Source organism: Kitasatospora sp. NPDC034023, assembly GCF_055575795.1.
Genome location: NZ_JBVIRY010000028.1, coordinates 68666 through 90214, shown reverse-complemented (window position 1 = coordinate 90214; position 21549 = coordinate 68666). Strand labels below are relative to the sequence as shown.

26 protein-coding genes and 3 pseudogenes are annotated in these 21549 nt (G+C 72.3%); 17 read left to right on the top strand and 12 right to left on the bottom strand.

The window, feature by feature from the left end:
* Window positions 1–7 precede the first annotated feature (7 nt).
* The 6 genes and pseudogenes from ACZ52R_RS31120 to ACZ52R_RS31095 all read left to right on the top strand — a co-directional run.
* Window positions 8–190: pseudogene (locus ACZ52R_RS31120) on the top strand (IS630 family transposase); the annotation flags it as partial.
* 440 nt (window positions 191–630) lie between these two features.
* Complete coding sequence (locus ACZ52R_RS31115) at window positions 631–1272, top strand: DedA family protein (protein ID WP_465622411.1); 642 nt, start codon at window positions 631–633, stop codon at window positions 1270–1272.
* Between the two features lie 210 nt (window positions 1273–1482).
* Window positions 1483–3771 carry a CRISPR-associated endonuclease Cas3'' gene (locus ACZ52R_RS31110; RefSeq protein ID WP_465754521.1) on the top strand — a complete coding sequence of 763 codons (2289 nt, stop codon included), beginning with the start codon at window positions 1483–1485 and terminating at the stop codon, window positions 3769–3771.
* A 312-nt stretch (window positions 3772–4083) separates the two neighbouring features.
* Window positions 4084–4875 carry a hypothetical protein gene (locus tag ACZ52R_RS31105; RefSeq protein ID WP_465622408.1) on the top strand — a complete coding sequence of 264 codons (792 nt, stop codon included), beginning with the start codon at window positions 4084–4086 and terminating at the stop codon, window positions 4873–4875.
* A 73-nt stretch (window positions 4876–4948) separates the two neighbouring features.
* Complete coding sequence (locus ACZ52R_RS31100) at window positions 4949–5317, top strand: winged helix-turn-helix domain-containing protein (RefSeq protein ID WP_465622407.1); 369 nt, start codon at window positions 4949–4951, stop codon at window positions 5315–5317.
* A gap of 38 nt (window positions 5318–5355) precedes the next feature.
* Window positions 5356–5775, top strand: a pseudogene (locus ACZ52R_RS31095) (transposase); the annotation flags it as partial.
* A gap of 69 nt (window positions 5776–5844) precedes the next feature.
* On the opposite strand, the gene ACZ52R_RS31090 reads toward ACZ52R_RS31095, so the two are convergent.
* Window positions 5845–6276 (bottom strand): VOC family protein, encoded by a 432-nt coding sequence (locus ACZ52R_RS31090; RefSeq protein WP_465622405.1) that lies wholly within the window; start codon window positions 6274–6276, stop codon window positions 5845–5847.
* A gap of 248 nt (window positions 6277–6524) precedes the next feature.
* On the opposite strand from ACZ52R_RS31090, the pseudogene ACZ52R_RS31085 reads away from it, so the two are divergent.
* The 3 genes and pseudogenes from ACZ52R_RS31085 to ACZ52R_RS31075 form a co-directional block, all read left to right on the top strand.
* Window positions 6525–6689: pseudogene (locus ACZ52R_RS31085) on the top strand (IS630 family transposase); the annotation flags it as partial.
* Window positions 6690–6744: 55 nt separating this feature from the next.
* On the top strand, window positions 6745–7314 hold the full coding sequence (locus ACZ52R_RS31080; protein WP_465622404.1) for a maleylpyruvate isomerase N-terminal domain-containing protein: 570 nt from the start codon (window positions 6745–6747) through the stop codon (window positions 7312–7314).
* 426 nt (window positions 7315–7740) lie between these two features.
* Window positions 7741–8172, top strand: coding sequence for an ester cyclase (locus ACZ52R_RS31075; RefSeq protein ID WP_465622402.1), 432 nt, complete (start codon window positions 7741–7743; stop codon window positions 8170–8172).
* A gap of 197 nt (window positions 8173–8369) precedes the next feature.
* On the opposite strand, the gene ACZ52R_RS31070 is transcribed toward ACZ52R_RS31075, so the two are convergent.
* Window positions 8370–8777 carry a hypothetical protein gene (locus ACZ52R_RS31070; RefSeq protein ID WP_465754520.1) on the bottom strand — a complete coding sequence of 136 codons (408 nt, stop codon included), beginning with the start codon at window positions 8775–8777 and terminating at the stop codon, window positions 8370–8372.
* Window positions 8778–8846: 69 nt separating this feature from the next.
* Here ACZ52R_RS31070 and ACZ52R_RS31065 point away from each other — a divergent pair, with 69 nt between their 5' ends.
* A complete protein-coding gene (locus ACZ52R_RS31065; RefSeq protein WP_360506611.1) occupies window positions 8847–9224 on the top strand; it encodes a nuclear transport factor 2 family protein in 378 nt (125 codons plus the stop codon).
* 1 nt (window position 9225) lies between these two features.
* Here ACZ52R_RS31065 and ACZ52R_RS31060 read toward each other — a convergent pair whose 3' ends face one another.
* Both ACZ52R_RS31060 and ACZ52R_RS31055 read right to left on the bottom strand, forming a co-directional pair.
* The gene (locus ACZ52R_RS31060) at window positions 9226–9678 is read right to left on the bottom strand and encodes a transposase (RefSeq protein WP_465754519.1); all 453 of its coding nucleotides are present in this window, start codon (window positions 9676–9678) and stop codon (window positions 9226–9228) included.
* Complete coding sequence (locus tag ACZ52R_RS31055; protein ID WP_465754518.1) at window positions 9621–10061, bottom strand: helix-turn-helix domain-containing protein; 441 nt, start codon at window positions 10059–10061, stop codon at window positions 9621–9623. Before ACZ52R_RS31055 ends, ACZ52R_RS31060 begins: the two co-directional genes overlap by 58 nt.
* Window positions 10062–10109: 48 nt before the next feature.
* Here ACZ52R_RS31055 and ACZ52R_RS31050 point away from each other — a divergent pair, with 48 nt between their 5' ends.
* Window positions 10110–10439 (top strand): hypothetical protein, encoded by a 330-nt coding sequence (locus ACZ52R_RS31050; protein ID WP_465664346.1) that lies wholly within the window; start codon window positions 10110–10112, stop codon window positions 10437–10439.
* A gap of 82 nt (window positions 10440–10521) precedes the next feature.
* Here ACZ52R_RS31050 and ACZ52R_RS31045 read toward each other — a convergent pair whose 3' ends face one another.
* Window positions 10522–10890 (bottom strand): hypothetical protein, encoded by a 369-nt coding sequence (locus tag ACZ52R_RS31045; RefSeq protein ID WP_360506616.1) that lies wholly within the window; start codon window positions 10888–10890, stop codon window positions 10522–10524.
* A gap of 97 nt (window positions 10891–10987) precedes the next feature.
* On the opposite strand from ACZ52R_RS31045, the gene ACZ52R_RS31040 reads away from it, so the two are divergent.
* Window positions 10988–11557 (top strand): transposase, encoded by a 570-nt coding sequence (locus ACZ52R_RS31040; RefSeq protein WP_465754546.1) that lies wholly within the window; start codon window positions 10988–10990, stop codon window positions 11555–11557.
* Window positions 11558–11567: 10 nt separating this feature from the next.
* A complete protein-coding gene (locus ACZ52R_RS31035) occupies window positions 11568–12776 on the top strand; it encodes an alpha/beta hydrolase family protein (protein ID WP_465754517.1) in 1209 nt (402 codons plus the stop codon).
* Between the two features lie 28 nt (window positions 12777–12804).
* Here ACZ52R_RS31035 and ACZ52R_RS31030 read toward each other — a convergent pair whose 3' ends face one another.
* Window positions 12805–13014: a hypothetical protein gene (locus ACZ52R_RS31030; protein ID WP_465664348.1), complete on the bottom strand. Its 210-nt coding sequence runs from the start codon at window positions 13012–13014 to the stop codon at window positions 12805–12807.
* A gap of 195 nt (window positions 13015–13209) precedes the next feature.
* On the opposite strand from ACZ52R_RS31030, the gene ACZ52R_RS31025 reads away from it, so the two are divergent.
* Both ACZ52R_RS31025 and ACZ52R_RS31020 read left to right on the top strand, forming a co-directional pair.
* Window positions 13210–13347 carry a hypothetical protein gene (locus ACZ52R_RS31025; protein ID WP_465754516.1) on the top strand — a complete coding sequence of 46 codons (138 nt, stop codon included), beginning with the start codon at window positions 13210–13212 and terminating at the stop codon, window positions 13345–13347.
* Between the two features lie 77 nt (window positions 13348–13424).
* Window positions 13425–15083, top strand: coding sequence for an immunity 49 family protein (locus ACZ52R_RS31020; protein ID WP_465754515.1), 1659 nt, complete (start codon window positions 13425–13427; stop codon window positions 15081–15083).
* A 103-nt stretch (window positions 15084–15186) separates the two neighbouring features.
* Here ACZ52R_RS31020 and ACZ52R_RS31015 read toward each other — a convergent pair whose 3' ends face one another.
* The 3 genes from ACZ52R_RS31015 to ACZ52R_RS31005 form a co-directional block, all read right to left on the bottom strand.
* The gene (locus ACZ52R_RS31015) at window positions 15187–15861 is read right to left on the bottom strand and encodes a hypothetical protein (RefSeq protein ID WP_465754514.1); all 675 of its coding nucleotides are present in this window, start codon (window positions 15859–15861) and stop codon (window positions 15187–15189) included.
* A 163-nt stretch (window positions 15862–16024) separates the two neighbouring features.
* Complete coding sequence (locus ACZ52R_RS31010) at window positions 16025–16348, bottom strand: hypothetical protein (protein ID WP_465754513.1); 324 nt, start codon at window positions 16346–16348, stop codon at window positions 16025–16027.
* Between the two features lie 257 nt (window positions 16349–16605).
* A complete protein-coding gene (locus ACZ52R_RS31005; RefSeq protein WP_465624595.1) occupies window positions 16606–17541 on the bottom strand; it encodes a LysR family transcriptional regulator in 936 nt (311 codons plus the stop codon).
* Between the two features lie 138 nt (window positions 17542–17679).
* On the opposite strand from ACZ52R_RS31005, the gene ACZ52R_RS31000 reads away from it, so the two are divergent.
* Together ACZ52R_RS31000 and ACZ52R_RS30995 are read left to right on the top strand one after the other, a co-directional pair.
* Entirely contained in the window at window positions 17680–18924 is a 1245-nt protein-coding gene (locus ACZ52R_RS31000; protein WP_465624597.1) for an MFS transporter, read from the top strand.
* A gap of 146 nt (window positions 18925–19070) precedes the next feature.
* Window positions 19071–19679: a cysteine hydrolase family protein gene (locus ACZ52R_RS30995; protein ID WP_465754512.1), complete on the top strand. Its 609-nt coding sequence runs from the start codon at window positions 19071–19073 to the stop codon at window positions 19677–19679.
* Window positions 19680–19907: 228 nt separating this feature from the next.
* On the opposite strand, the gene ACZ52R_RS30990 is transcribed toward ACZ52R_RS30995, so the two are convergent.
* From ACZ52R_RS30990 to ACZ52R_RS30980, 3 genes are all read right to left on the bottom strand, one after another.
* Entirely contained in the window at window positions 19908–20342 is a 435-nt protein-coding gene (locus tag ACZ52R_RS30990; protein WP_465624601.1) for a hypothetical protein, read from the bottom strand.
* A 228-nt stretch (window positions 20343–20570) separates the two neighbouring features.
* Complete coding sequence (locus ACZ52R_RS30985) at window positions 20571–21269, bottom strand: VC0807 family protein (protein WP_465624603.1); 699 nt, start codon at window positions 21267–21269, stop codon at window positions 20571–20573.
* Window positions 21266–21541: a hypothetical protein gene (locus ACZ52R_RS30980; RefSeq protein ID WP_465624605.1), complete on the bottom strand. Its 276-nt coding sequence runs from the start codon at window positions 21539–21541 to the stop codon at window positions 21266–21268. Before ACZ52R_RS30980 ends, ACZ52R_RS30985 begins: the two co-directional genes overlap by 4 nt.
* Between the last annotated feature and the right edge of the window lie 8 nt (window positions 21542–21549).

The window sequence follows — 21549 nt, the reverse complement described above, 5'->3', positions numbered from 1 at the left end:
CACGTCCGACTGCGCCGCCAGGAAGGCCCGTGTCGAGCACCCTGATGCGATCGCCGACGGCGAGGTCATACCCGAAGACGGCGGGCCCGAAGTCGTCCTGCGCCCGGACGAGTTCGGCCCGCCCGACCTCCAGCCCCACCCGGGGCGGCAGTGGCCCGAACGCGGCGGCCCGGCGGCGCACCGACCCCCAAGGCCGGCGACTGCGTCGCCCGCTGGTGCGGTGATCGGGATGGTGGATTCGCCTCGACGGCGCACGATGCTGATGAATGCGCCGGGATGTGCAGCACCACCAGGCTGTCCCCGTCTCACACGCTTCCCGGCATCGAACTCGTCCCGCCGACCTGCGACGGGCCGGCTGCGGGGCAACCCGGGCGGGACGGGACGCCACCGCGCCGGGCCGCGCGCACGGCGTTCGGCCGGACCAGTCGCGGGCCGATGCCGCGAACGCCGCACCGGCGCCCGGGGCCCGGTCAGGAGAGCCGGGTCGACCAGGTCCGGCGCGGCCTGCGCGCCGGCCGGCCCTCCGCCCGTCCCGGAACGTGCCGTCCGCTGCCCGCCTGACGGGGCCGGCATGGGGACAAGCGTTACATTGGGGCAGAAAGGGGCCCGATTGCCGACGGGGTGTGGCCGATGCACTCGATCATCGACTGGTTGCGCGGCCTGTCCGGCCCGGTCGTGTACGCGGTCGTCGGCGGCATGGTCTTCACCGAGGACGCCCTGTTCTTCAGCTTCTTCATCCCCGGCGAGACCGCCGCCGTCCTCGGCGGCTTCCTCGCCCACCAGGGCAGGGCATCCCTGGGCTGGATGGTCCTGGTCGTGGTCTGCGCGGCGATCCTCGGCGACTCCGCCGGCTATGAGATCGGCCGGCACCTCGGTCCGGCGATCCTTCGCACCGGCCCGCTGCGACGCCATGCCAAGCAGGTCGGTACGGCTAAGGACCTGATCCGCCGGCGCGGGCCGGCCGCCGTCTTCGTCGGCCGTTTCATCGCCTTCTTCCGCCCGCTGGTGCCCTCGCTGGCCGGGATGTCCCGCATGCCGTACCGCCGGTTCCTGTTCTACAACGCCCTCGGCGGGCTCGCCTGGGGTGTCGGCTTCACCCTCCTCGGCTACTTCGCCGGAGCCGCCTACACCAGGGTGGAGGGCACCGTCGGCCGGGTCGCCGCCATCGCGATCGCCGTGATCATCGCCATCGCCCTGCTGGTCTGGCACCTGCGGCGGCACCGCTCCCGGAGGCATGAGCAGTCGGACGACAGCGACGGACAGGATCCCTGAACCGGGCGGCCCCGACCTGCCGCCCGCTTCTCCGCTCCGGCCGCCGACGTCTTCGGCCGGGTGCGGGCCGGCGGCGACCGGTGAGCGACCGGCCCGAACAGCCGGGCCAGGGCGGTCCCGCTTGCCCGGCCCGCTTGCCCGGCCCGTCGGCCGGTCCGTCGGCCGGTCCCCGTCCTACCCACCGGGCCCGCTGGGCCGTAGGTTGGGCCGATGACGGCCGAGTTCGAGACCTTCGCGCGCACCGCCACCGGATTCACCCCCCACCCCTACCAGTCGGCGCTGGCCGCCGAGGGCCTGCCCACGCTGCTCGAGGCGCCCACCGGGGCCGGCAAGACCGTTGCCGCCGTGCTGCCGTGGCTGTACCGGCGGCTGGTCGCCGCGCCGGGGGCCACGCCGCGTCGGCTGGTGTTCGTGCTGCCCCGGCACAGCCTCGCCGGCCAGGCCTTCGGCCGGATCGGGGCGTGGCTGGAGCGCCTGGGCCTCACGGGCGAGGTGGGGCTGCACCTGCTCGCGGGCGCCGCGGCGCAGGAGGGCGGCTGGCGGCGGCGCCCCGAGCGCAGCGCGATCCTGGTCGGCACCCACGACATGGTGCTCAGCCGGGCGTTGATGCGCGGCTACGCGGACGCGCGGACGATGGCGCCGGTCTCGTACGCGCTGCTGCACACCGACGCCCAGTGGGTGTTCGACGAGGCGCACCTGCTCGGGCCGGGCCTGTCCACCGGCAGGCAACTCCAGCTCCTGCGGGATGAGTTGGGAACGGCTGCGGCGACCGGGACGATGTGGATGTCGTCGGTGCGGGGGCCGGGCGGTCTCGGCGGGAGAACGGTGCGCGCGCCGGACACGACCGGGACGGTGCGGCGCATCGGCCGTCTCGACCTCCCGCCCGGGCGTTACGTCGCCGCCCTCGCCGAGGCCGTCACCGCCGCGCACGTGCCGGGCACCCGGACCGTCGTGGTGCTCAACTCCCCGGAACGGGCGCGGGCCGTGCATGCCGGCCTGGCCGCCCGGGGGAGCGAGGCACTGCTGCTGCACCCGCACTTCCGCGCCGCCGACCTCGCCCGTGTCCTGGCCGCCGCCGAGGGCGGGCACGGCCTCGTCCTCGTCGCCACCCCCGCCCTGGAGGCCGGGCTGGACATCTCCGGCCGCACCCTGGTCACCGAACTCGCGCCCTGGGCCTCGCTCGTGCAGCGCGCCGGACGCTGCAACCGCCACGGCGAGCACCCGGACGGCGGCGACCTGCTGTGGTGCACGCCCCCCGAGGGCGGCGACGCGGCCACCGCGCGCTGGCTGACCGCCCACGAGGGCCGGGCCGTCACCCCCGGCGAACTGCTGACGGCCCGCGTCGACACGCCGTCGGCACCGGCCGGGCCGGGGCGCGAGGACGTCCTGGCCCTCTTCGACTCACCCGCCGCCGACTCACCCGCCGACGACACCGCCGCCGACGACACCGTCGGTGTGGACCACTGGATCTGCGACCCGGCGGAGGCCGCCTCGCTCCCGGCGCTGGTTGCCTGGCGCGCCTGGGAGTGTGCCGGGCAGGGCGAGGATGAGTCGGGTGAGGACGGACCGGGCGAGGACGGGCCCGGCGAGGACGAGCCGGATCCGGTCGGCGCCGAACTCTGCCCGGTGCCGCTCGGCGAGCTCCGGCGGCTGCCCGCCGGGCGGGCCTGGCTGCGCGACGCCCTGGACCGCCGGTGGCGCCCCGCGCGGCCGGAGGACCTGCGGCCCGGCGTCCGGCTGCTCCTGGGCGCCCGCACCGGCGGCTACCTCCCGGACCGGGGCTGGACCCCGGACAGTCCGGCCCCCGTCGCGTGCGAGGCCGTCGCCCCCGGGCGCCCGGCCTACGGCTGCACCGCCTGGGTCGGCCTCGACCAGCACCTCCAGGAGACCGCGCAGGAGGCGCAGGCGCTGCTCGCCGCGCTGCCCGCCCTGCCCACCGGCCTGTGGGAGGCGGTCGTCGAGGCGGCCCGCTTCCACGACCTCGGCAAGTGCCACGACGCCTTCCAGGAGAAACTGCGGGCCGGCTGCACCGACCCGCCCGGCGGGCTGCTCGCCAAGTCCAGGAACGGCGTCGGCGCCGACCCCCTGCCGCCCTACCGCTCGCCGCGCCCCCACCTGCGGCACGAGCTCGTCAGCGCCCTCCTGCTCTGGCAGGGCGGCCACCACCCGCTCGTGACCTACCTCGTCGCCGCCCACCACGGCCACGTCCGGCTCACCGTGCGCCCGCGCGGCGACGAGGCCCCGCTGCTGCTCGGCGTCGCGGACGGGGACCGCACCCCGCCCATCCGGCTGTCCACCGGCGAGCACTTCCCCGCCCGGACCCTGCACACCGCCGCCTTCCCGGCGGCCTGGACCGAACGTGCCCTGTCCCTGCGCGACACTCCCGGCCTCGGCCCGTTCCGCCTGGCCTTCCTCGAAACCCTGGTCCGCGTCGCCGACTGGCGTGCCAGCGCCCGCCACGACGGGCCCCTGGCCCCGACGACGGCCCCGGCAGGCTAGGAGGAACGGGCGGCGAAGCCGGCCGAGTCGCGGTCAGCTCCGCCGGCGCCCTGGCGTCCCTGGCGCCCTGGCCACCCTGGTCGCCGGGTGGGTCCGGGACGCCCTGGCGGCAAGGATCGGCCCGTCCCGACGACCCGCGCACGGGCCGAGCCACGCGAGGCGGTGCTCAGGGCTTACCCCCGTTGTCCACCACGCCGCCTTCTTGCCAAGGGGGTTCGCCCCCGCCCCCCTTCGTGCTCCCGCGAACTCTTGACCGCAATGTACTTTGCGTTGCAAAGTTGATGCACCGACAAAGCCATTCAGGGGGGATCAGTGGGAACACCGAACCAAGGCAGCCCGGCCGAGCTGCTGGCCGCCACCGACGGGTTACGGGCAGGGGCCCGGAGCCGACTGCGCGGGGCAGGGGTCCCGCTACTCGGCTTCGGCCTGCTCGCCCTGGCAGCCGTACCGATCGCCGGACAGGCCTTCAACTTCGGCGCCAACGGGCGGGACGTCACCTCGTACCCCGCCTTCGCCTACGCCCAGCTGACCGGCCTGTGCGTGCCGCACGCACCCGACGCCGCCTGCGAGCGGGGCGAGTTCGACGGGGCGGTGCTCCGCTTCCTGGCCTGGGGGATCTGGTACGTGCTGCTCCCGCTGGCCTGGTTCGCCCTGGCCCGCTGGTACCGGCGCCGCGGCGAGGCCCGCGGGATCGTGCCGCGCCGCGCCGTCTGGCTCACCACCACGGCCGTCGTCGGCGCCGTCGCCACCGCCGTCGTCATCGCCCTGGTCCTCGACACCGGCCGACACTTCGACCTCCAACTGCTGGCCAACCGCTACGCCTCGCCCTGGTACGTCCTGGGTGCCGGGCTGCTCGTCCTCGGCCTGGTCGAACGCAGCCCGCTGGTGGCCGGCGCCGGTCTCGCCCACGCGGTGCTGCTCACCGCCTACCTCTCGGCGCCCTGGGAGAGCGGCTGGCTGCCGTGGTCCGACCGGTCCGGCGGCTGGACCGACGGCCCCGCCGTGAAGGCCCTCCTGCTGGCGGCGATCCCCCTGGCCGCCGGTCTGGCGCGGTGGACCGCCGAGCGTCACCCGCCGACGGCATCCCGTACGGTCACCCCATGAGCGAGCGCAGTGAGCGGATCATCGGCAGGTGCCCGTGGGCGAACGCCCGCGCCGAGCAGGACGAGGCCGACGCATGAGCGCTGCCGACGGAGCCGACGGAGCTGACGGAGCCGGCGAGCAGCACCCGACCCTGGCCCTGGACGACACCGTCCACCAGCGGGTCCGGCTCGGGATCCTGACCATCGCCCGCGAGGCAGACCGGGTCGAGTTCGGCTTCCTCAAGGAACAACTCGGCGCCACCGACGGCAATCTGTCCCGCCACCTCAAGGTCCTCGAGGACTCCGGCCTGATCGCCGTCACCAAGGGCTACGCCGGCCGCCGCCCCCGCACCTGGCTCTCCCTCACCCCGCTCGGTGCCGAAGCGCTCGACCGTGAACTGCGCGCCCTCCGCGAACTCGTCCGCCGCCTCGACGCGGCGGCCGCGGGCGGACGACAGGAGTAGGGAGCAGGAAGTCGGCCCGGCCGACTTCCTGCTCCGGCCACAAGGTCGCCGAGCAGTCGAAGCACTATCGCTACTCGACGAGCCACCAGGCGGTCGTCGACGCCGAAACCCGCCTGGTTGTGGTGGTCGGCCGGCCCTGCCCGGCAACCGCAACGACTGCAGGGCATGGGAGGAATCCGGAGCCAAGGCCGCCGTCGGCCGGACAACCACGATCGCCGACGGCGGCTACCCCGGAACCGGCCTCGTCATCCCTGCACCGCCGACCCCGAGACGGCGAACTGACCGACTGGCAGGCCGAACACAACCACGACCACAAACGGGTTCGCGCCCGCGTCGAGCACGCCTTCGCCCGGATGAAGACCTGGAAGATCCTGCGCGACTGCCGCCTGAGAGGCGACGGTGTGCGCCACGCGATGCACGGCGTTGCCCGCCTACACAACCTCGCTCTCACGGAATGAGTCCCGCCGTATGCGGGACCTGAGAGCCCCCCGGGAGACTGCCCCCCACCTCGCAGTCTCGGAGGAGAATCAGGCGAGGCAGAACTCGTTGCCCTCGATGTCCTGCATCGTGATGCACGACTCGTTGACGCCATCGGCGCGCTGCGTCAGCACGTGTTTCGCGCCGAGCGCCATCAGCCGTGCGCATTCGGCCTCGAGTGTGGCCAGGCGCTCATCACCCACGAGCCCTGTGCCGACCCGCACATCAAGATGCACCCGGTTCTTGACGACCTTGCCCTCGGGAACTCGCTGGAAGAGCAGGCGCGGGGCCACACCCGAGGGATCGGTACACGCGAAGTAGATCTCGTCCTCGGGCGGCAGCGAGCGGTGATACTCCTCCCACGTGGCAAAGCCCTCCGGGACCGGCGGCACGACGTACCCCAGTACCTCGCACCAGAAGGCGGCGAGGCGCGCAGGTTCCGCGCAGTCGAAGGTCACTTGGAACTGTCTGATCGTTGACATCGGCGCACAATAACAGGGGCCCTGCTCATATCCCCAGGTCGGGAGGTCCGCAGTCATCGGGAGGAGGCACCTGCCACCCGCTGCCGTGTCGTGCGGTCGCAAGGGTGCACCGAGGTCAGCGTCTCCCCAAAGGGAACCTGGGATGCGATCCCGGCCAGCCACTCTCGTGCTGCCAAAGATCAGTTACGGGACAACCCTTGGTGCTGTGACCGATAAGGTTCACCGGGTTGGCGCTGGCGGAGCCTCAGCCGAACCACACGGTCCGGACCCGCGCGCTGCACGCCTACCTGCGGTGGCGCACCGTGAACGCCCGCCACTCCGACGTCCTCGCGGCCCAGCGCAAGGAGCGGGCCGGCATCCGCAGCGAGAAGGGCGTCCGATGGGGAGGGCACCCCAGAACCCAAGCAGCGTAACCGGGTTCGCACCCACATCTCAGTCGCACAGCACGAACCTCGCGAGGAGCTCCGCATGGACTATCAGGACGTCGACACGGCCGTGGCGGAGATGCTGAGGGTGCTCGATCCCCACACCGCCGAGGACTGGACGGTGCCGGCAGGGTCGCTGGAGTGGAGTTGCCGGGAGACAGCGGCGCACGTCGGGCACGACCTCCTGGCCTACGCAGGGCAAGTGGCATCGGGTGCCGCCGGCGCTTACCTCCCCTTCGACCTGAACGTCCGACGCACCGCCTCACCGACCGAGGTACTCCAGACGGTCAACGCCTGCGGCCGGCTCCTCAGCATCGCGTTGGCCACAGCCAGCCCCACCTTGCGGGCCTGGCACTGGGGTCCGTGCGACCCCGAGGGCTTCGCGGCAATGGGCGTGGCCGAAACCTTGCTCCACACCCACGACATCACGCAGGGACTGGCCGTGGACTGGCTGCCCCCGGCACTGCTGTGCGCGGCTGTGCTCGACCGTCTGTTCCCCGACGCCCCGCTCGGAGACCCTGTCGAGGTGCTTCTCTGGTGCACCGGCCGCCGGGAACTGGACGGCCTTCCCCGCCGGACATCGTGGACGTGGAAAGCGGCACTATCCGACTGAGAGCACTCAACGGGTGAACGTTCTCGGGCAGAGCAGTAGCGAGGGGTTATGGAGGCCCCACCATCGCATCAGGCCCCCCTGGACAGGAGAGGGGCGCCCAGCTGGCGAAGCATGTGCAGATCGTCGCGGATGGCCCAGCGCTCGGCGATGCGTCCGTCGATGAGGCGGTAGACGAAGGCCACGTCTGTCGCGTAGTCACCGCTGGGCGTGGGGAAGCCGAGGAAGGGAACTGACCGCTGACAAGGGCTCCCCCTGGGACGACGTTCCCACGGCTGAGCAGTCCCCTCCACCGCTGCGGACCGCCTCGGTCAGCGGCCCGGTCACCGGGGCCGGGTGAGTGTCGGTGGGGGGCTGACCGGATGATGCCCCGCGCAGTCCGGCGCGCCGGACCGCGCGGGATGCCCGGCGGGAGTCAGGCTTGCCGACATGACCGCGGAAGACAACAAGCGCCTGGTCCGACGCTTCTACGAGGAGATCGACGCGGGCAACCTCGACGCCATGGACGAGCTCGTCGCCGAGGACTACATCGACCACCATCCGCCGCCCTTTCCGGTCGCCCCCGGCCGCCAGGGACTCAAGGACGCGTTCCGGGTCTTCTGGGACGCCACCCCGGGCGCGCACCTCATCGAGGACCAGATCGCCGAGGGCGACAAGGTGGTGACCCGGCTTACCGCCACCGGCACCCACCGTGGCGACCTGCCCGGTGCCCCCGCTACCGGGAACCCGATGCGGATGACGGCGGTGGTCATCCACCGGATCGAGAACGGAAAACTGGCCGAGAAGTGGTCCGGCAAGGACGAACTCGGCCTGCTCCAGCAGATCGGCATCCTCCCGCCCCTCGGCGGCCCGACCCAATGACCGAGCCGGGTTGTCCTTAGGGGCCTGTGGCTGCCCGACACACCGCGCGCACCCCGGCCGCGGCCCCGGGCCCGGGTGGGAAACTGTGGGCCTGAGGAGAGGACGACCCGAACCCGCCACGGTTATCGGCTGCCGGTGAGCGAGCCCTGAGCAGCCCGAGCGGCCGGGAACGGCCATCGCGCCGGCCCCGAGCCCGCTCAGCGCCAGTCGTCCAGGAGGTACGAGCCAGGGTGGCTGTAGCCGGGCTGGTTGGGCCGGTGCATGGCGACCCCCTGCAGCCAGGTACGTAAGCCGCGCTCCACCAGCCGGCCGTAGGCCTCCGGGCGGCCGAGGTTGACGCCGGTGTCGAGGCCGGCTGCTCCGCGGTCAAGAGCCAACTGCTCGCAGGCGTCCAACAGTCGGTCGAACCGCGCGGCGCCCCCCGTCCCCGGCCGGACAGCACCGAACTTGACGAAGCAGACGTCGGGGCGGGCCTCCGAACCGGCGCCGCAGTGGCAGACGGCGAAGCCGTCGAGGCCACCGTCGCCGGGCAGCAGCACTGTGTCGCCCAGCTGGTTGGCGTGCAGTGTGGCGATCTCGTGCGTCAGATCGAGCCCCTCGTACACGGCCTCAGCAAGGTCGCGGCACTCGCCCGTGGGGTCGAGCGCACGCGAAACGGCTGGTATTACTGGGGCATGCAGGAAGAGACCGCACGCTCCGCGATCGACACGTTCATCTCCGCGTTCAACGCCACGGAGGACAGCTATGTGACTGCCCTGCTCTCCCAGGCCCTGACCTCAGACGTGGTCTTCTGGGGACCGTTGGGCCGCAGCGAAGGAATCGCGGCGGTCGAGCGGTTCGTGCTGGACATCCGGCGCCACCCGGCGGGGCCCGGCACGATGGTGCGCTGCTCAGCGGTGGACATGCCTGACGAATGGGCCCGGTACCAGTGGGTCTTCACCACGCCTGATGGAGGCCCCCGCCTGGCGGGAACGGACGTCGTCCATCTGCGACGGAGCCTCATCGACCAGTTCATCGTCTTCGCGGGGGAGATCGGGCCGTCCGCCTCCTGAGTCATCCTTCTGTCGCTGTCCTACTCCTGAACTTGCCCTGCGGTGTTGAGGGGGCGCCGGCCCCAGCGGATGCCCGCGGGTCAGCGCGGAGAAGACGAGTTCGACCTGGTTGAGCCAGGAGGCATGTGGCGGGGTCCAGCGGACGTGCCAGCGCGGGTGGGCGGCGAGCCAGGCGTTGGTGTGCTTGGCGGTGGTGGTGGGGGGCGTTGTCGAGGATCACGTGGATGTCCTTGTCGCGGGGCATGAGCCGGTCGAGCCGGCCAAGGAAGGCGGTGAAGGTCGCGGCGTCGTTGCGCTGGATGGTGTCGGTCAGGGTCTGCCCGGTGGAGACGTCGAGCGCGGCGATGATCGAGGCGGTGCCGTGGCGGGTGAGCCAGTCGCGGACCTTGTGCGGTTTCAGGTCCAAGTCAGCCAGGATCCGGCCGACTTGGGAGGAGGAGATCGGCGCGAACACCGTGTCCGCGACCTGGTCGGCGATCGCCGCGTGGGTTCAGGTCGCGGCGGGGCCGATCGGGATGCCGGTGGCCGCGGCGACCACCGCGACGCGTACCAGGTCGTCGTAGCGGCGCGGCCGCCCGAGCGTGCGGCGTCTTTCAAGCCCTCGAGCCCACGCTCGGCGAACCGGCCAGGCCACTTGCGGACCGTGTTCACGCTCACCGCCAGTCGGCGGGCGATCCCCGCGTTGCCCGCCCCGTCGGCCGCAGCCAGCACGATCCGGGCCCGGAGTACCTGTCTGACCTGCGCCTTCGCTGACGACGCGATCCGCTGCAGCACGCCGCGCGTCTCTTCGTCCACGACCACGGCCGCCGCCGCGTCCCGCCCCGACCCCTCCGCCATGAACAGTGATCATGGCGGAGGGGTGGGCCGGGACGGCAGGATGGCGCCGTGCCGAAGAACCCGCCAGAGTCCATGCAGCACCACCTGCGCCAGCGGCTGAACACCCGCGCCGCCGAGCGCTGGCCGCAGCTGGCCCGGGTCCACGTCCGCTTTCGCGCAGGATTCGCCTACGTGGAAGGTGAGTTGAGGAACGGCGAACGCCTGCCGCTATGTCGCCTCCGCTTCGCCGGAGTCCTGCACACCTGGGGCTTCGCGCTCTACCCCGCCAGCCGAGGCGGCTACGAGGACAACGTGCTCCCCAGCGGCCTACCCGTCGGCGCCCCCGAAGAATGCCTGAACTGCGCCTGCGGCCTCTACCTCGACAGCCCGGCGGCCTGACCGCTCCACGAACTTGCACGGAGCAGCACTAGATCAACAAGCAGAGGGGCAGGGCGGCTGGGCCGCAGCCGGAGTCGCCGGATCAGGAGACGCGCTTCAGCTGCCAGGCGTTGTCGTTGAAGCTCGGGTTCGACCAGGCGACGCAGCTGCTGCTGTAGTACGAGCCGGTCTGGACCCAGCCCGCGGGCGGGTAGGTGGTGCCGCAGGCCTGGACCACGGTGCCGACGGGAAGTCCGGTGAGCTGCTTTATCTGCTTGATGTTCGGGCTGAAGCTCTGCGTACCGCAACTGCTGCTGTAACCCCAACTCACGTCGACGTAGCCGGTCGGAGTGAGCGTGCTTCCGCACACGGTCGTGACGTCGCCCGGGGCGGCCTGGGCGGGCGCCGCGGTCAGGGCGAACATGGCAGCGGTGCCGGCGATGGCCATACAGGTGGTGCGGAGGCGAATCATGGGTGATGGCTCCTTCGATCGGGGGTGGCCCGTCAGGCCGTGGAGCCATTCCTATGGTCTGATCACCGGTTTCGGATAGCGACTTTCAGGCCTAAAGATCCACCGTGCAGATCTCCTCTTCCGCCGACACGGCACCGCCTCGATCGTCGCCGCCCTCGACGTGCGGGCCGGCGAGGTGCTCACCGACCCCATCGCCCGCAACAACGCGGCCACCTTCACCGCCTTCCTCGACCGACTCAACGCGGTGATCGCCTCTGACAAGGAGATCCACGTGGTGCTCGACAACGGCTCCTCACACACCGCCAAACACGCCAAGGCATGGTTCGCCTCCCATCCGCGCTGGCACGTCCCCTGGGCGCCGCCGCACGCCTCCTGGCTCAACCAAGTCGAGCTGTTCTTCTCCGCGCTGACCCGCCGCGTGCTCCGCCACGGAGACTTCGCCAACCGCGACGACCTGATCGACACGATGGACACCTACGTCCGCGGGCACAACAAGGCCGCTCGTCGTAGGCCAGGACGAAGGTGGCGCTCGACGAGGTCGGCGAAGGGAACCCCGCGCCGCACGACATACTCCCGGCGGATTACTCCGGTACCTCGCGGGGGCTACGAACGACATCAGAGTGTTTGCATCCACCGGCCGACGCGACAGAGGAGCTGCGGAACCTAGCGTCGATCCCATGAAACGCAATCGCCGTATCAGCGCTGTCGCGGTGCTGGCGCTCGCCGCCCTCGTCACCGGAACCGGCACCGGGTTCGCCGCCACGACCATACCGTCGGCCACACCGGTGGCCACGCACGCGTTCGACACCGCACCGGCCACGGCCACGGCCACCGCGCCCACGCGGTCCTTCCAAGGCACGCTCCCCGCGCCGACCGGCCCCTACGCCGCCGGCGAGGACGTCATCCACCTCACCGACGCGAGCCGTCCCGACCCGTGGGTGCCGTCATCCGGCCCCCGCCAACTGACCGTCACGATGGTCTACCCGGCCGTCCCCGGGACCGGGACGCCGGCCCCTTACATGACCCTCGCCGAGGCAGCCGGACACATCCAGCGCGCGAAGATACCGGCGAGCTCCGGCATCACCCCGCAGACCCTTTCCAGCGTCACCACCCACGCCTTCGACGGCGCGCGGCCGCAGAGGGGCAAGTATCCGCTGGTGGTCCTCTCACCCGGGTTCGGGGACCCGCGCATGGTGCTCACCGCGCTCGCGACCGACCTGGCCAGTCACGGCTACGTCGTCGCGCTCGTCGGCCACACCCACGAGGACAGCGGCGAGACGCTGGCGAACGGCCAGACGCCGCCGTGCGCGATCTGCGATGACCCGAACCTCGACATGGACACGGTCACCGCCAGCCGCGCGCTGGACGTGTCCTTCGTGATCGAGCAGTTGACGCATGGCAATACCGCGTGGCGCCTGGCACACCTCATCGACAAGCACGAGATCGGCATGGCCGGACACTCCATCGGCGGAGCGTCGGCCGCCGCCACGATGATCGCCGACCCGCGAGTACGGGCCGGGGTGAACATGGACGGCACCTTTTTCCCGGCCCCGTTGCCCGGCCGGATCAACCGGCCGTTCCTCATGCTGGGTGCGGCCGCCTACCACTCGGCCGGCGGTGGCGACAACTGGGGGCAGGCCTGGGCCGCCCTAGGCGGCTACAAGAAGTGGCTGGCGGTCACCGGCGCCAACCACCCCAGCTTCACCGACGCGGACCTGCTCGAGGAGCAGGCCGGGTTCCCGACGCCGCCCCTCGACCCCGAACGTGGAATCGTGATCACGCGTGAGTACGTGACGGCGTTCTTCGACCAGACGCTGAAGGGGATCCGCAGTCCGCTGCTGGACGGCCCCTCGCCGAACAATCCGGAAGTACTCTTCCAGCACTAGTGCAGCGCCGCGTTGATCCTTCGGGGGTTCAAGCGGCTTTGAGTGGGCTGCCATCGTAGGTCCAGCGGTAGGGCTTGGCGTCGTGTTCGTCGTAGGCCAAGACGAAGGTGGCGATGGCCGCGGCCAGTTCGTCGCGGGAGGCGAACTGGCCGCGGCGTAGTAGACGTCGGGTCAGGGTGGAGAAGAACAGCTCGACTTGGTCGAGCCGGCTGGCGTGTTCGGGGGACGGTGTCCACATGCCGCCCGGCCGCGCGGGCCGTGGCGGCGTTCGACCTTCCCTCGGCCAGTGCCAGGACCACCGAAGCCCGCTGCACCTGCCCGAACGGCGCGGTGCGCGAGTCTGCCAGGCGTTCAAGCACCTCACGCTCGGCCTGGGTCAGTTCGATCGTGAACGCTGCAACTGTGCAGGCTCAAGGACACCGGCCACCCCGAGATGTGGGGCTTCGCTCTGTTCACCTACGGCAACGAACGCTACGAGGACAACATCCTGCCCACGGGCCTGTCCTTCGGGAGCCCCGAAGACGCCCTCGACTGCGCCGTCGGCCTCTACCCCGGCGACCCCGCCAGCTGACCGGCAGCCCCCGAAGGATCAACGCGGCGCTGCACTAGGCTGGCCGGGGTCAAGTCGATGATCAAGGGGGCAGGACCGTGCGGATCGAACGTCACCAGGTGGACGGGGCGCGGGTGACGAAGGCCCGCGAGGACTTCGTGAACCGGATCGGGAGGCAGGTCCACTCCTACTCCCGCGCCGGCCTGATGACCACCACCGAGTGGCAGCTGATCGCCGACTCCTTCCTCGACTACCTCGGCGCCCTCTCCACCACTCGGCCCGACCTCGACACCCCCGAGGCCGAGGCCGTCCTCAAGGACGCCACCGAGGCCGCGGTCGGCGCCGTCTCCTTCGCCGCCTACTACCCGCACGACGGCTTCCACGTCTTCCTCGACTACCCCAACTTCGGGATGCGCTACGACCGCGAGGACGGGCAGGACCGCGACCCCCGCCACCGGGTCACCGCCCGGGAGTGGCTCGACGCCTTCTGCCTCGCGATCGTCTCCGACAAGGTCTCCGCCCACGGCGAGGCCTTCTGCTGGGCCCGGCAGTTGATGCCCGACGAGCCGGTCACGCCCACCCTGGAGCTGGTCGACGGCTTCTCGGCCCACTTCTTCGAGGAGGTCGACCTCCCCACCCCCGCCGAGCCGCAGCCCGGCCTGCGCGCTCTGCGCGCCCTCGCCGACGGGGACCGCGAGGCCTTCGACGCCGCTCTGCTCGCCCTCCTCCAGGACGGCCCGCACGGCACCGGACCGGCCGGCCTCCTGCCGCTGGTCCCGATCGCCCTCGCCGCCCTCGCGTACCGCACCTACGGCTGGACGCCGGCGGTCGACACCGACTACCTCCCCCACGCCCTGGTCACCGGCTTCGAGACCCCAGGCCCGCGCGTCCACGGCCTCGGCCGCGACCCACGTCCCGACGCCGTCGCCCACCTCGCCGCCGGACCCGTCGACCTCGACCGGCCGAGCCCGGCCCGCCCCCTCAGCCCGGACAGCGAGGCCCGGTTCGAGCGGCGCACCCTGGAGGCCGTCACGCCCAAGGACGGCGAGCCGCTGGACGCGTGGGAGCTCACGCGCGCCCTGCGCTACCAGAGCTACCTCCTCGCGGCGCGCGCCTCGCAGTCCTGCGACGCCACCGACGCCCAGCTCGACAACCTGCGGCTCGCCTCCCGGCTGGGGGCCGCCGTGTTCCGGGTCGCCCTCGCCGAGCCGGGTACCGAGGCCGAGGTGACGATCGACGGCCGGAGCCTGCGCTTCCCCGCCTGCCGGGACACGGACTTCGGCCCGGCCTTCTGGGAGACGGCCCTCTCCTACGCCCTGATCACCGGCGACTCGGAGGACCTCGAGCCGCTCGTCCTGGCCGGCCCCACGATCGCCGCCGAGGACCGCTCCCCGTTCGCCTCCTACCGCACCGCCCTGCACGACCACCTCCGCGGCGCCGACCCGCGGCCGGCCACCGAGCGGGCCCTGAAGGAGGTGGAACGCACCAGGGACCAGGGCTTCCTCCCGCCCCCGGTCGTCTTCTTCTCCCAGCTCGTCGAGGGCGACGAGACCACCTTCAACCTGGCCCTGCTGGACGCCCTGGAAGCCCACCGCGACCACTACTGCGTCGCCGACCGCGCCACCGACACCGACGCCGCACTCAGCCTCGACATCCTCGCCCTCGCCTGCCACGCCCGCCGCAGCCGCGGCTGGACCGTCCACGTCCGCTCGCCCTACCTCCCGCCCCGCCTGCTCGAAGCGGCCGGGCGCGCCTGACGCGCAGGCCGGTCCCGGCAAGCGCACCGCCGCCGTCGCCGGCGTCGCCGCTGGCACCGCGAAGGCCCCCCGCGCCACCACCGGGGGACCCGCCTGCCTGGAGCTACCGGGTCTTCGGCTTCTCGTAGTACGTGGCGGTGAGGGTCCAGGCGATGAGGGGACCGTGTGCCTCTCGCACCTGTTCCAGGGTCAGGCCGTCCGGGTCGGCCGAGACTTGCCGGCGCAGCATGTGCCGGTCCTTCCGGGGCAGTACCCACGCGGTCATCAGACGGTCGCCCGGAATGTCCCAGTCCACCGTGACGTGGTCCCGCCCGTCGAGGGTGGAGTGCGGGCCGGGGCTGTCGGGCTCCGGCTTGGGAGCGAGGCAGTCCGCGTACTGCAGCCGGGGCGGCAGGCGCTCGATCAGCTCGGGAATCGCCCGTTCCACGGGTGCCGACGGCGCGAAGTAGGCGACGATCTGCAGGTGCCCCGTCATTGCGGGCCCGACCAGGGAGTGGCCGGGGAGGAGGTCGACCCGTGAGGCCCGCCAGCAGTCGTCGATCGTCTGACTGAAGACGGGCCGCAGCCCGTACGTCCGCGCGATCGCCGCCAGCCGCGCCCGCAGCTGCTCCTCGGCGTCCTCGCAGGCCTGCCGGACAGGCTTGGAGCGGGCGAGCCGCCGCAGCCGCCAGGTGGCGGGCACGCCGGAGCGGAACGTTTGCAGAGCGACGATCGCGATGACGCCGACGCCGCCCAGGAACTGCTTCACCTTCGCCGTCCTGCGGCGCCCCTGGCTCATCCGCCCATGCTCGCCCAACTGTCCGGCCCCGCACCTGAGTACGCGTACTCAGGTGCGGGGCCGTCCGTCCGCCGTCAGGGGGCGCCGGCACCGCTGCGCCCGCTTTCGGCCTCCACCCGGCCGGTCCCGTCCGCTCGCTTGGCCGGAGGCCGCATGCCTCGACTCAGGTGAAGGCGAGGACGAGCACGACGGCCGCCAGCAGGAGGACAACCGTCAACACCGGCGCACCGGGGCGCCCGCCGGGTTCGGAGGTGACGGCGATCCACGAGAGGAGGGGGACCGCCAGCGAGAGGACGACCGCCAACCACCCCACGGTGCCCATGGGAACCCCGGCGACCTCGGCCCCCCAGACGGTCGTGAACATCACCGCCAGCCAGGCCGTCGCGGTCAACACCGCCCACGCCGCGCGCGCGGTCCACCGCTCGACCCGGTCGGCCGCGCGGAAGTTGGTGCGGGTCATCGTCAGGATCCGGGTCAAGTTCGCCATCGGAGCATCCTGTCGAACAACACCGCCGGGTACCAGGGCCGGACGCGCATCGCCCGACGCGCGTCGCCGAAGGCGGTTGCCGTTGCCCGACTCCCGATGCCCGACTCCTGCTTCCCGACTCCCGCTTCCCGGTCCGACCACCGATCCCCGCCGCCGTCCGCGCGAGCTCACTTCCCGTCGAGGGCCGCCTCCGGCCTCAACGCCTTTGTCAGTGGCCGAAGGTGGTCGGCGAGCAGCCCGGGCGGGTCCACTCGGCGTCAGACCGGCGGAATCACCCAGTCCGGCGCCCAGCTCCCGGCGTCGTGGCCGGCCGCTGTGGCGGCGAGGTGGGTGCGGAGGGTGGTCAGCGCCGGGTGGGGGTTGTCGCGGTGCCACAGGAGCGAGTGCGGGTAGACGGGTGTCGGGTCGGTCACCGGGATGCGGCGCAGGCCGTGGCCGGCGGGCCAGACGAGGCGGGTGTGCTCGCTCATGAAGGTGGCCAGGGCCGGGGTGTCGGCGATGGTGTCGAGGAGCGCGTCGGAGCCGAAGTTGGGGCCGGTCGCCTCGATGGTGAGGCCGAACGCGGCGACGAGGTCGTCGTAGTAGGCGGCCCACTCGCTGCCGGGGAGGATGCCGGGCATCCAGATCCGGTGTCCGGCGAGCTGGGCGAGTGTCACGGACTGGGCGGCGGCCAGCGCGTGGGCGGGGCCGGTGAGGAGCTGGAGCGGTTCGTCGAGCACCCGGACGGACTCGATGTCCTCGGGAAGGGGCCGGCCGGGCGCGGCGACGGCGCGGAAGGACGCGTCGATCGCACCGGACCGGATGGAGGAGACAGCCGTCTCGATGTCGAGCAGCATCAGCACGTCGAGGTCGATCTCGGGGTGCGCGTGGTGGAAGCCGCGCATCAGGCCCGAGGCTGCGCCGCGCGAGTTGATCACGTCGACGCGCAGTGGGCGGCGGCCGGCGCGCACGGACGCGACCGCGCGCTCGGCGGCGCGCAGCAGCTCGCGCGCGTGGGGCAGGAACGCTTGCCCGTCGATGGTGAGCTCGGCGCCGCGCGGCGTGCGGGTGAAGAGCCGCACGCCGAGCTCGCGCTCCAGCGCCGCGATGCGCTTGGAGACGGCCTGCTGGGTGATCGACAGGTCGGCGGCGGCTTTCTGGAACTGGCCGGCTTCTGCGATGGCGGCGAAGGTGCGTACGGCTTCGAGGTCCATGCCGACCCACCTTAGTGAACAACCAATGGTTGTGGAGAGACGCCAGGGCAGTTGTTTGACCTGTGCTTGTGTGGCTCGCTTAGCTCTCACCGGTCAACGTCGGTTTGTTCGAGTGGGTCGTCGAGGGGTGCGCTGGGCATGATGGGCAGGAGAGCGTTGGGCCGGCAGTTCGGCTGGCTGTGGGCGGCGTACGCGGTGAGCGCGTACGGGTCCGGGCTGGGGTTCGGGGCACTGCCACTGGTCGCCGTGCTGGTGTTGCACGCCGGCCCCGCCGAGGTGTCCGCGCTGTCCGCGGTGGGGCCTGCGGTGGGCGCGCTGATCGCGGTGCCGCTCGCGCCGTGGGTGGAGTTCCGGCGCAAGCGCCCGGTCATGATCGCGATGGACCTGACCCGGTTCGCGGCCATGGCGACGATCCCGGTCGCCTACGCCTTCGACCGGCTCGGTTTCGTCCAACTGCTCGTGGTGTCGGCCGTGGTCGCCGCAGCCAAGATCGCGTTCAACGCGGCCAGTGGCGCCTACCTCAAGGCCCTGGTCCGGCCGGAGGACCTGCTCGTGGCCAACGCGCGGTTCGAGTCCACGAACTGGAGTTCCATCGCGGTCGGGCCACCGCTGGGCGGGGCGGCGATCGGCCTGTTCGGGCCGGTCACCACCGTGGTGGCCGACGCGCTCAGCTACCTGCTCTCGGCGCTGGGCATCACCGCGATCCGCGGCCGGGAGGAAGCGCCGCAGGCAAGCGGCAAGAGCCCGGTCCGGGCGGGCGCACTGCTCGACGGCTGGCGGCACATCATGGGCGATCCCGGTCTGCGGGCGCTCTACCTGAACAACATGCTCGTCTCCGGCCTGATCATGGCCACCGAGCCGTTGCTCGCGGTGCTCCTCCTGGGCCGGCTCGGCTTCCCGCCCTGGCAGTACGCCCTCGCCTTCGCCGCCCCCTGCCTCGGCGGACTCGTCGGCTCCCGGCTGGCGCAGCGGGTCGTGGCCCGCTACGGACGGCACCGGGTCTTCCGGGTCATCGGGACCCTGCGCGCCGTCTGGCTGATCGGCCTGGTCTTCGTCCGTCCCGGCGTCGTCGGCCTCGTCACCGTGATGGCCGTCGAGCTGGCGATCATCATCAACATGAGCCTGTACACCCCGGTGCTCGCCACCTACCGGCTCGAACGCACGCCCGGACACCTCGTCGCCCGCACCCTGACGGCCTGGTCGATCGGCCAGCAGGCGTCCATCGCCGTCTGCACAGCGCTCGGCGGGCTGCTCGCCGACGTCACCGGCCCACGCACCGCCCTCGCGGCCGCGGGACTGCTCATCCTGGCCACCCCGCTCCTGCTACCCCGCCGCGACCAGACGCCGCAGCACGAGCCGGAAGCGTCCCTCAGCCGCACATGACACACCGCGACAACCCGACACCCAGGCCCGCGGCCGCATCAGGCCACATCCGGTACGCCAGGCCGCAGCTGGACCGCCAGTGCGTGTCCGAGCGGACCGGGCCGACCGCGCCGACCGGGCACACCGCCAGCCAGGAGGACACCCGCATGAGCACCGCCCCCGCCGCGCCCGCACTCGATCCCGCGCACACCGCTCTCCTCGTCCTGGACTGCCAGCCCGCGGTCCTGGCCGCCCTCCCCGAAGACCGGGACCGCGAGGCCCTGCTCGGCCGCCTGGCAGGGGCCATCGCCGACGTCCGGGCGATGGGCGGCACCATCGCCTACGTACGCGTCGGCTTCACCGAGGCCGACTGGGACGCGATCCCGGCCGTCAACAAGTCCTTCGGCCCGCTGGCCCGGCACCGTGCCCTGCACCACGAGGACCCCGCCACCGCCGTCCACCAGCGCCTGGCTCCCCAGGACGGCGACATCAGCGTGCGCAAGACCCGCTACGGCGGCATGTCCACCACCGACCTCGACCGGCAGCTGCGCGAACGCGGCATCACCACTCTGGTCGTCTCCGGCATCAGCACCAGCGGCGCCGTCCTGTCCACCGTCATCGACGCGGCCGACCGTGACTACCAGCTCTACGTCCTGTCCGACGGCGTCGCCGACCCGGACCCCGCGGCGCACCACGCCCTGCTCCGTCACGTCCTCCCCGCACGGGCCCGCCTCATCGACACCGCCGAACTGCCCACCCTGCGCCGGGCCGACTGACCCGAACCACGCACCGGGCCCACCCACGGCCGCCGCACGCGCACCCGGTGCGGCGGCCGCGGCGCCGGCCCGGCAGCAGCCCGGAGCTCTCACCCGCTGCCACGCTCGCCGCCCGGGTCACGGCACGCCCGGCCGGTACGTCCGGCACGGCACTGCCGGTAAGGATCGCCGGCGCCGCTTCCGCGTTCGGCCCCGGGCGTCTGCCGGGGTTGCCCGTCGCAGGGCGTGCTACCGGTCAGCCGCTTCCAGCACCTGCGTGACCAGGGAGACGTCGGCCTTGGGTATCACGATCACGTGCTGCTCGTCGCTCGCCGCCAGGTCGAAGCGGGCCATCTTCGGGTGCGGGGTCTTCTGCTCTGACGGCGACAGACGGAACGGACCCCGGAGGACGACGTTCTCGCGGGTGCGCTGGTTGCGCCAGGTCACCGTGCCGGCCGCGAGGTGGAGGTGGCCGGACGACGCGTGCGGGATGGTGCGTCCCTTGCCGACCGACAGCATCTTGACCGTGCCCAGCGTCGGGCTCGAGCAGAACACCTGCAAGGTGGTGCCCGCTCGAAGGTCGGCAAGGTCCTTCTCCGTGCTCAGCCGCCGGATGCCGAACATCGAAAGCAGGGTGTCGGAGAGCGTTCTGGTTCCCGCTGAGCGGCGGATGTCGGTCGTCACGGCGCAGATCATCCCAGGAACAGCCGGAAGGCTCGTGACCAGGGGGTCTCCGAGGAGAGCGGTGCACCTGGATGTACGGCAACCGCGGGTGGAACCGCCGACCTGTCCACCGGCCAGGACGCGCGGCGCCCGGCGACGCGGACCCTGCCCGGCGGCTCGGTGCCCGGCGCCCCGGCGAGGCACGCGGTTGGTTCCGCCGCCTGGTCTTCGTGGCCCCGCGTCGGTCGCTCAGGTGCCCGGCGAGCGCGTGGTCGTGCCGGCGGTCAGCCGCCAGAGCCCGGCCACTTCGTAGTAGATGCCGTTCACCACCTGCAACAGCACCAGGGTGACCGGCCAGAGCAGCGCGCCGAGGCCGGGCACCAGGTCCACCGGCAGGGTGTAGGCCATCACGACCCGTGCGGCGGCGTCGAGCAGCATCGCCACGCCCCAGATCGCGGTCGAGACCCGCCAGATCCGCCGGAAGGCCGGCTCGCGGTCCCACAGCACGTCCCAGGAGGTGCCGTCGGAGCGGAACCGCCCCTCCAGCAGGGGTCGGCCGCCGTGGAAGAGCAGCGGGCGCCTGGCCCTGATCGAGATCAGGAACCAGAGCCCGGCGACGCCGGTCAGCCAACCGTCCTTGGCCAGCAGGAACCGGGGGCTGCCGCTGACCAGTGCGGCTGCGACGCCCAGCAGCATGGTCCCGGCGATGAATCCCGCCATGCCCTCCAGGCTGCGGGTGCGCAGCCACTGCACCGCTGTGGTGAGCGCCGGCAGGAAGGCGCCCGCCAGCAGCGCGACGAAGACGCTGACGCCGGCGGCGCGCAGGCCGTAGTACACCGCGATCGGGACCGCGATGTCCCACACGAGACCGAGCAGCAGGCGTCGCCCGCTCGGCCGCGGCGGCGGCGCCTCGGGGGTCGTCACCGCCGGCACACCGGGCGTGGTCATGGTGTCCTTCGGGTCGCGAGAAGGGCCGGGGTGGTGATCTCACGGACGCGGTCGTCCACGCTCAGGTGGGGCGGCTGCGTCATCCGCACGATGGCGGCGTCGATCGCGGACTTCAGGGGGAGTGCCGTCAGGGTGGTGTCGAACTCCCGGAATTCCTCGAAGGCAGTCCGTCCGTACCCGCTCTCGGCCAGGACCCGGACGGTGGCCGCGATGGTCTGGCCGCGCCGCCCGGTCGAGCTGGGCGATCGCCGCCCGCCTCGTGTTACCTGCACGGGTGACT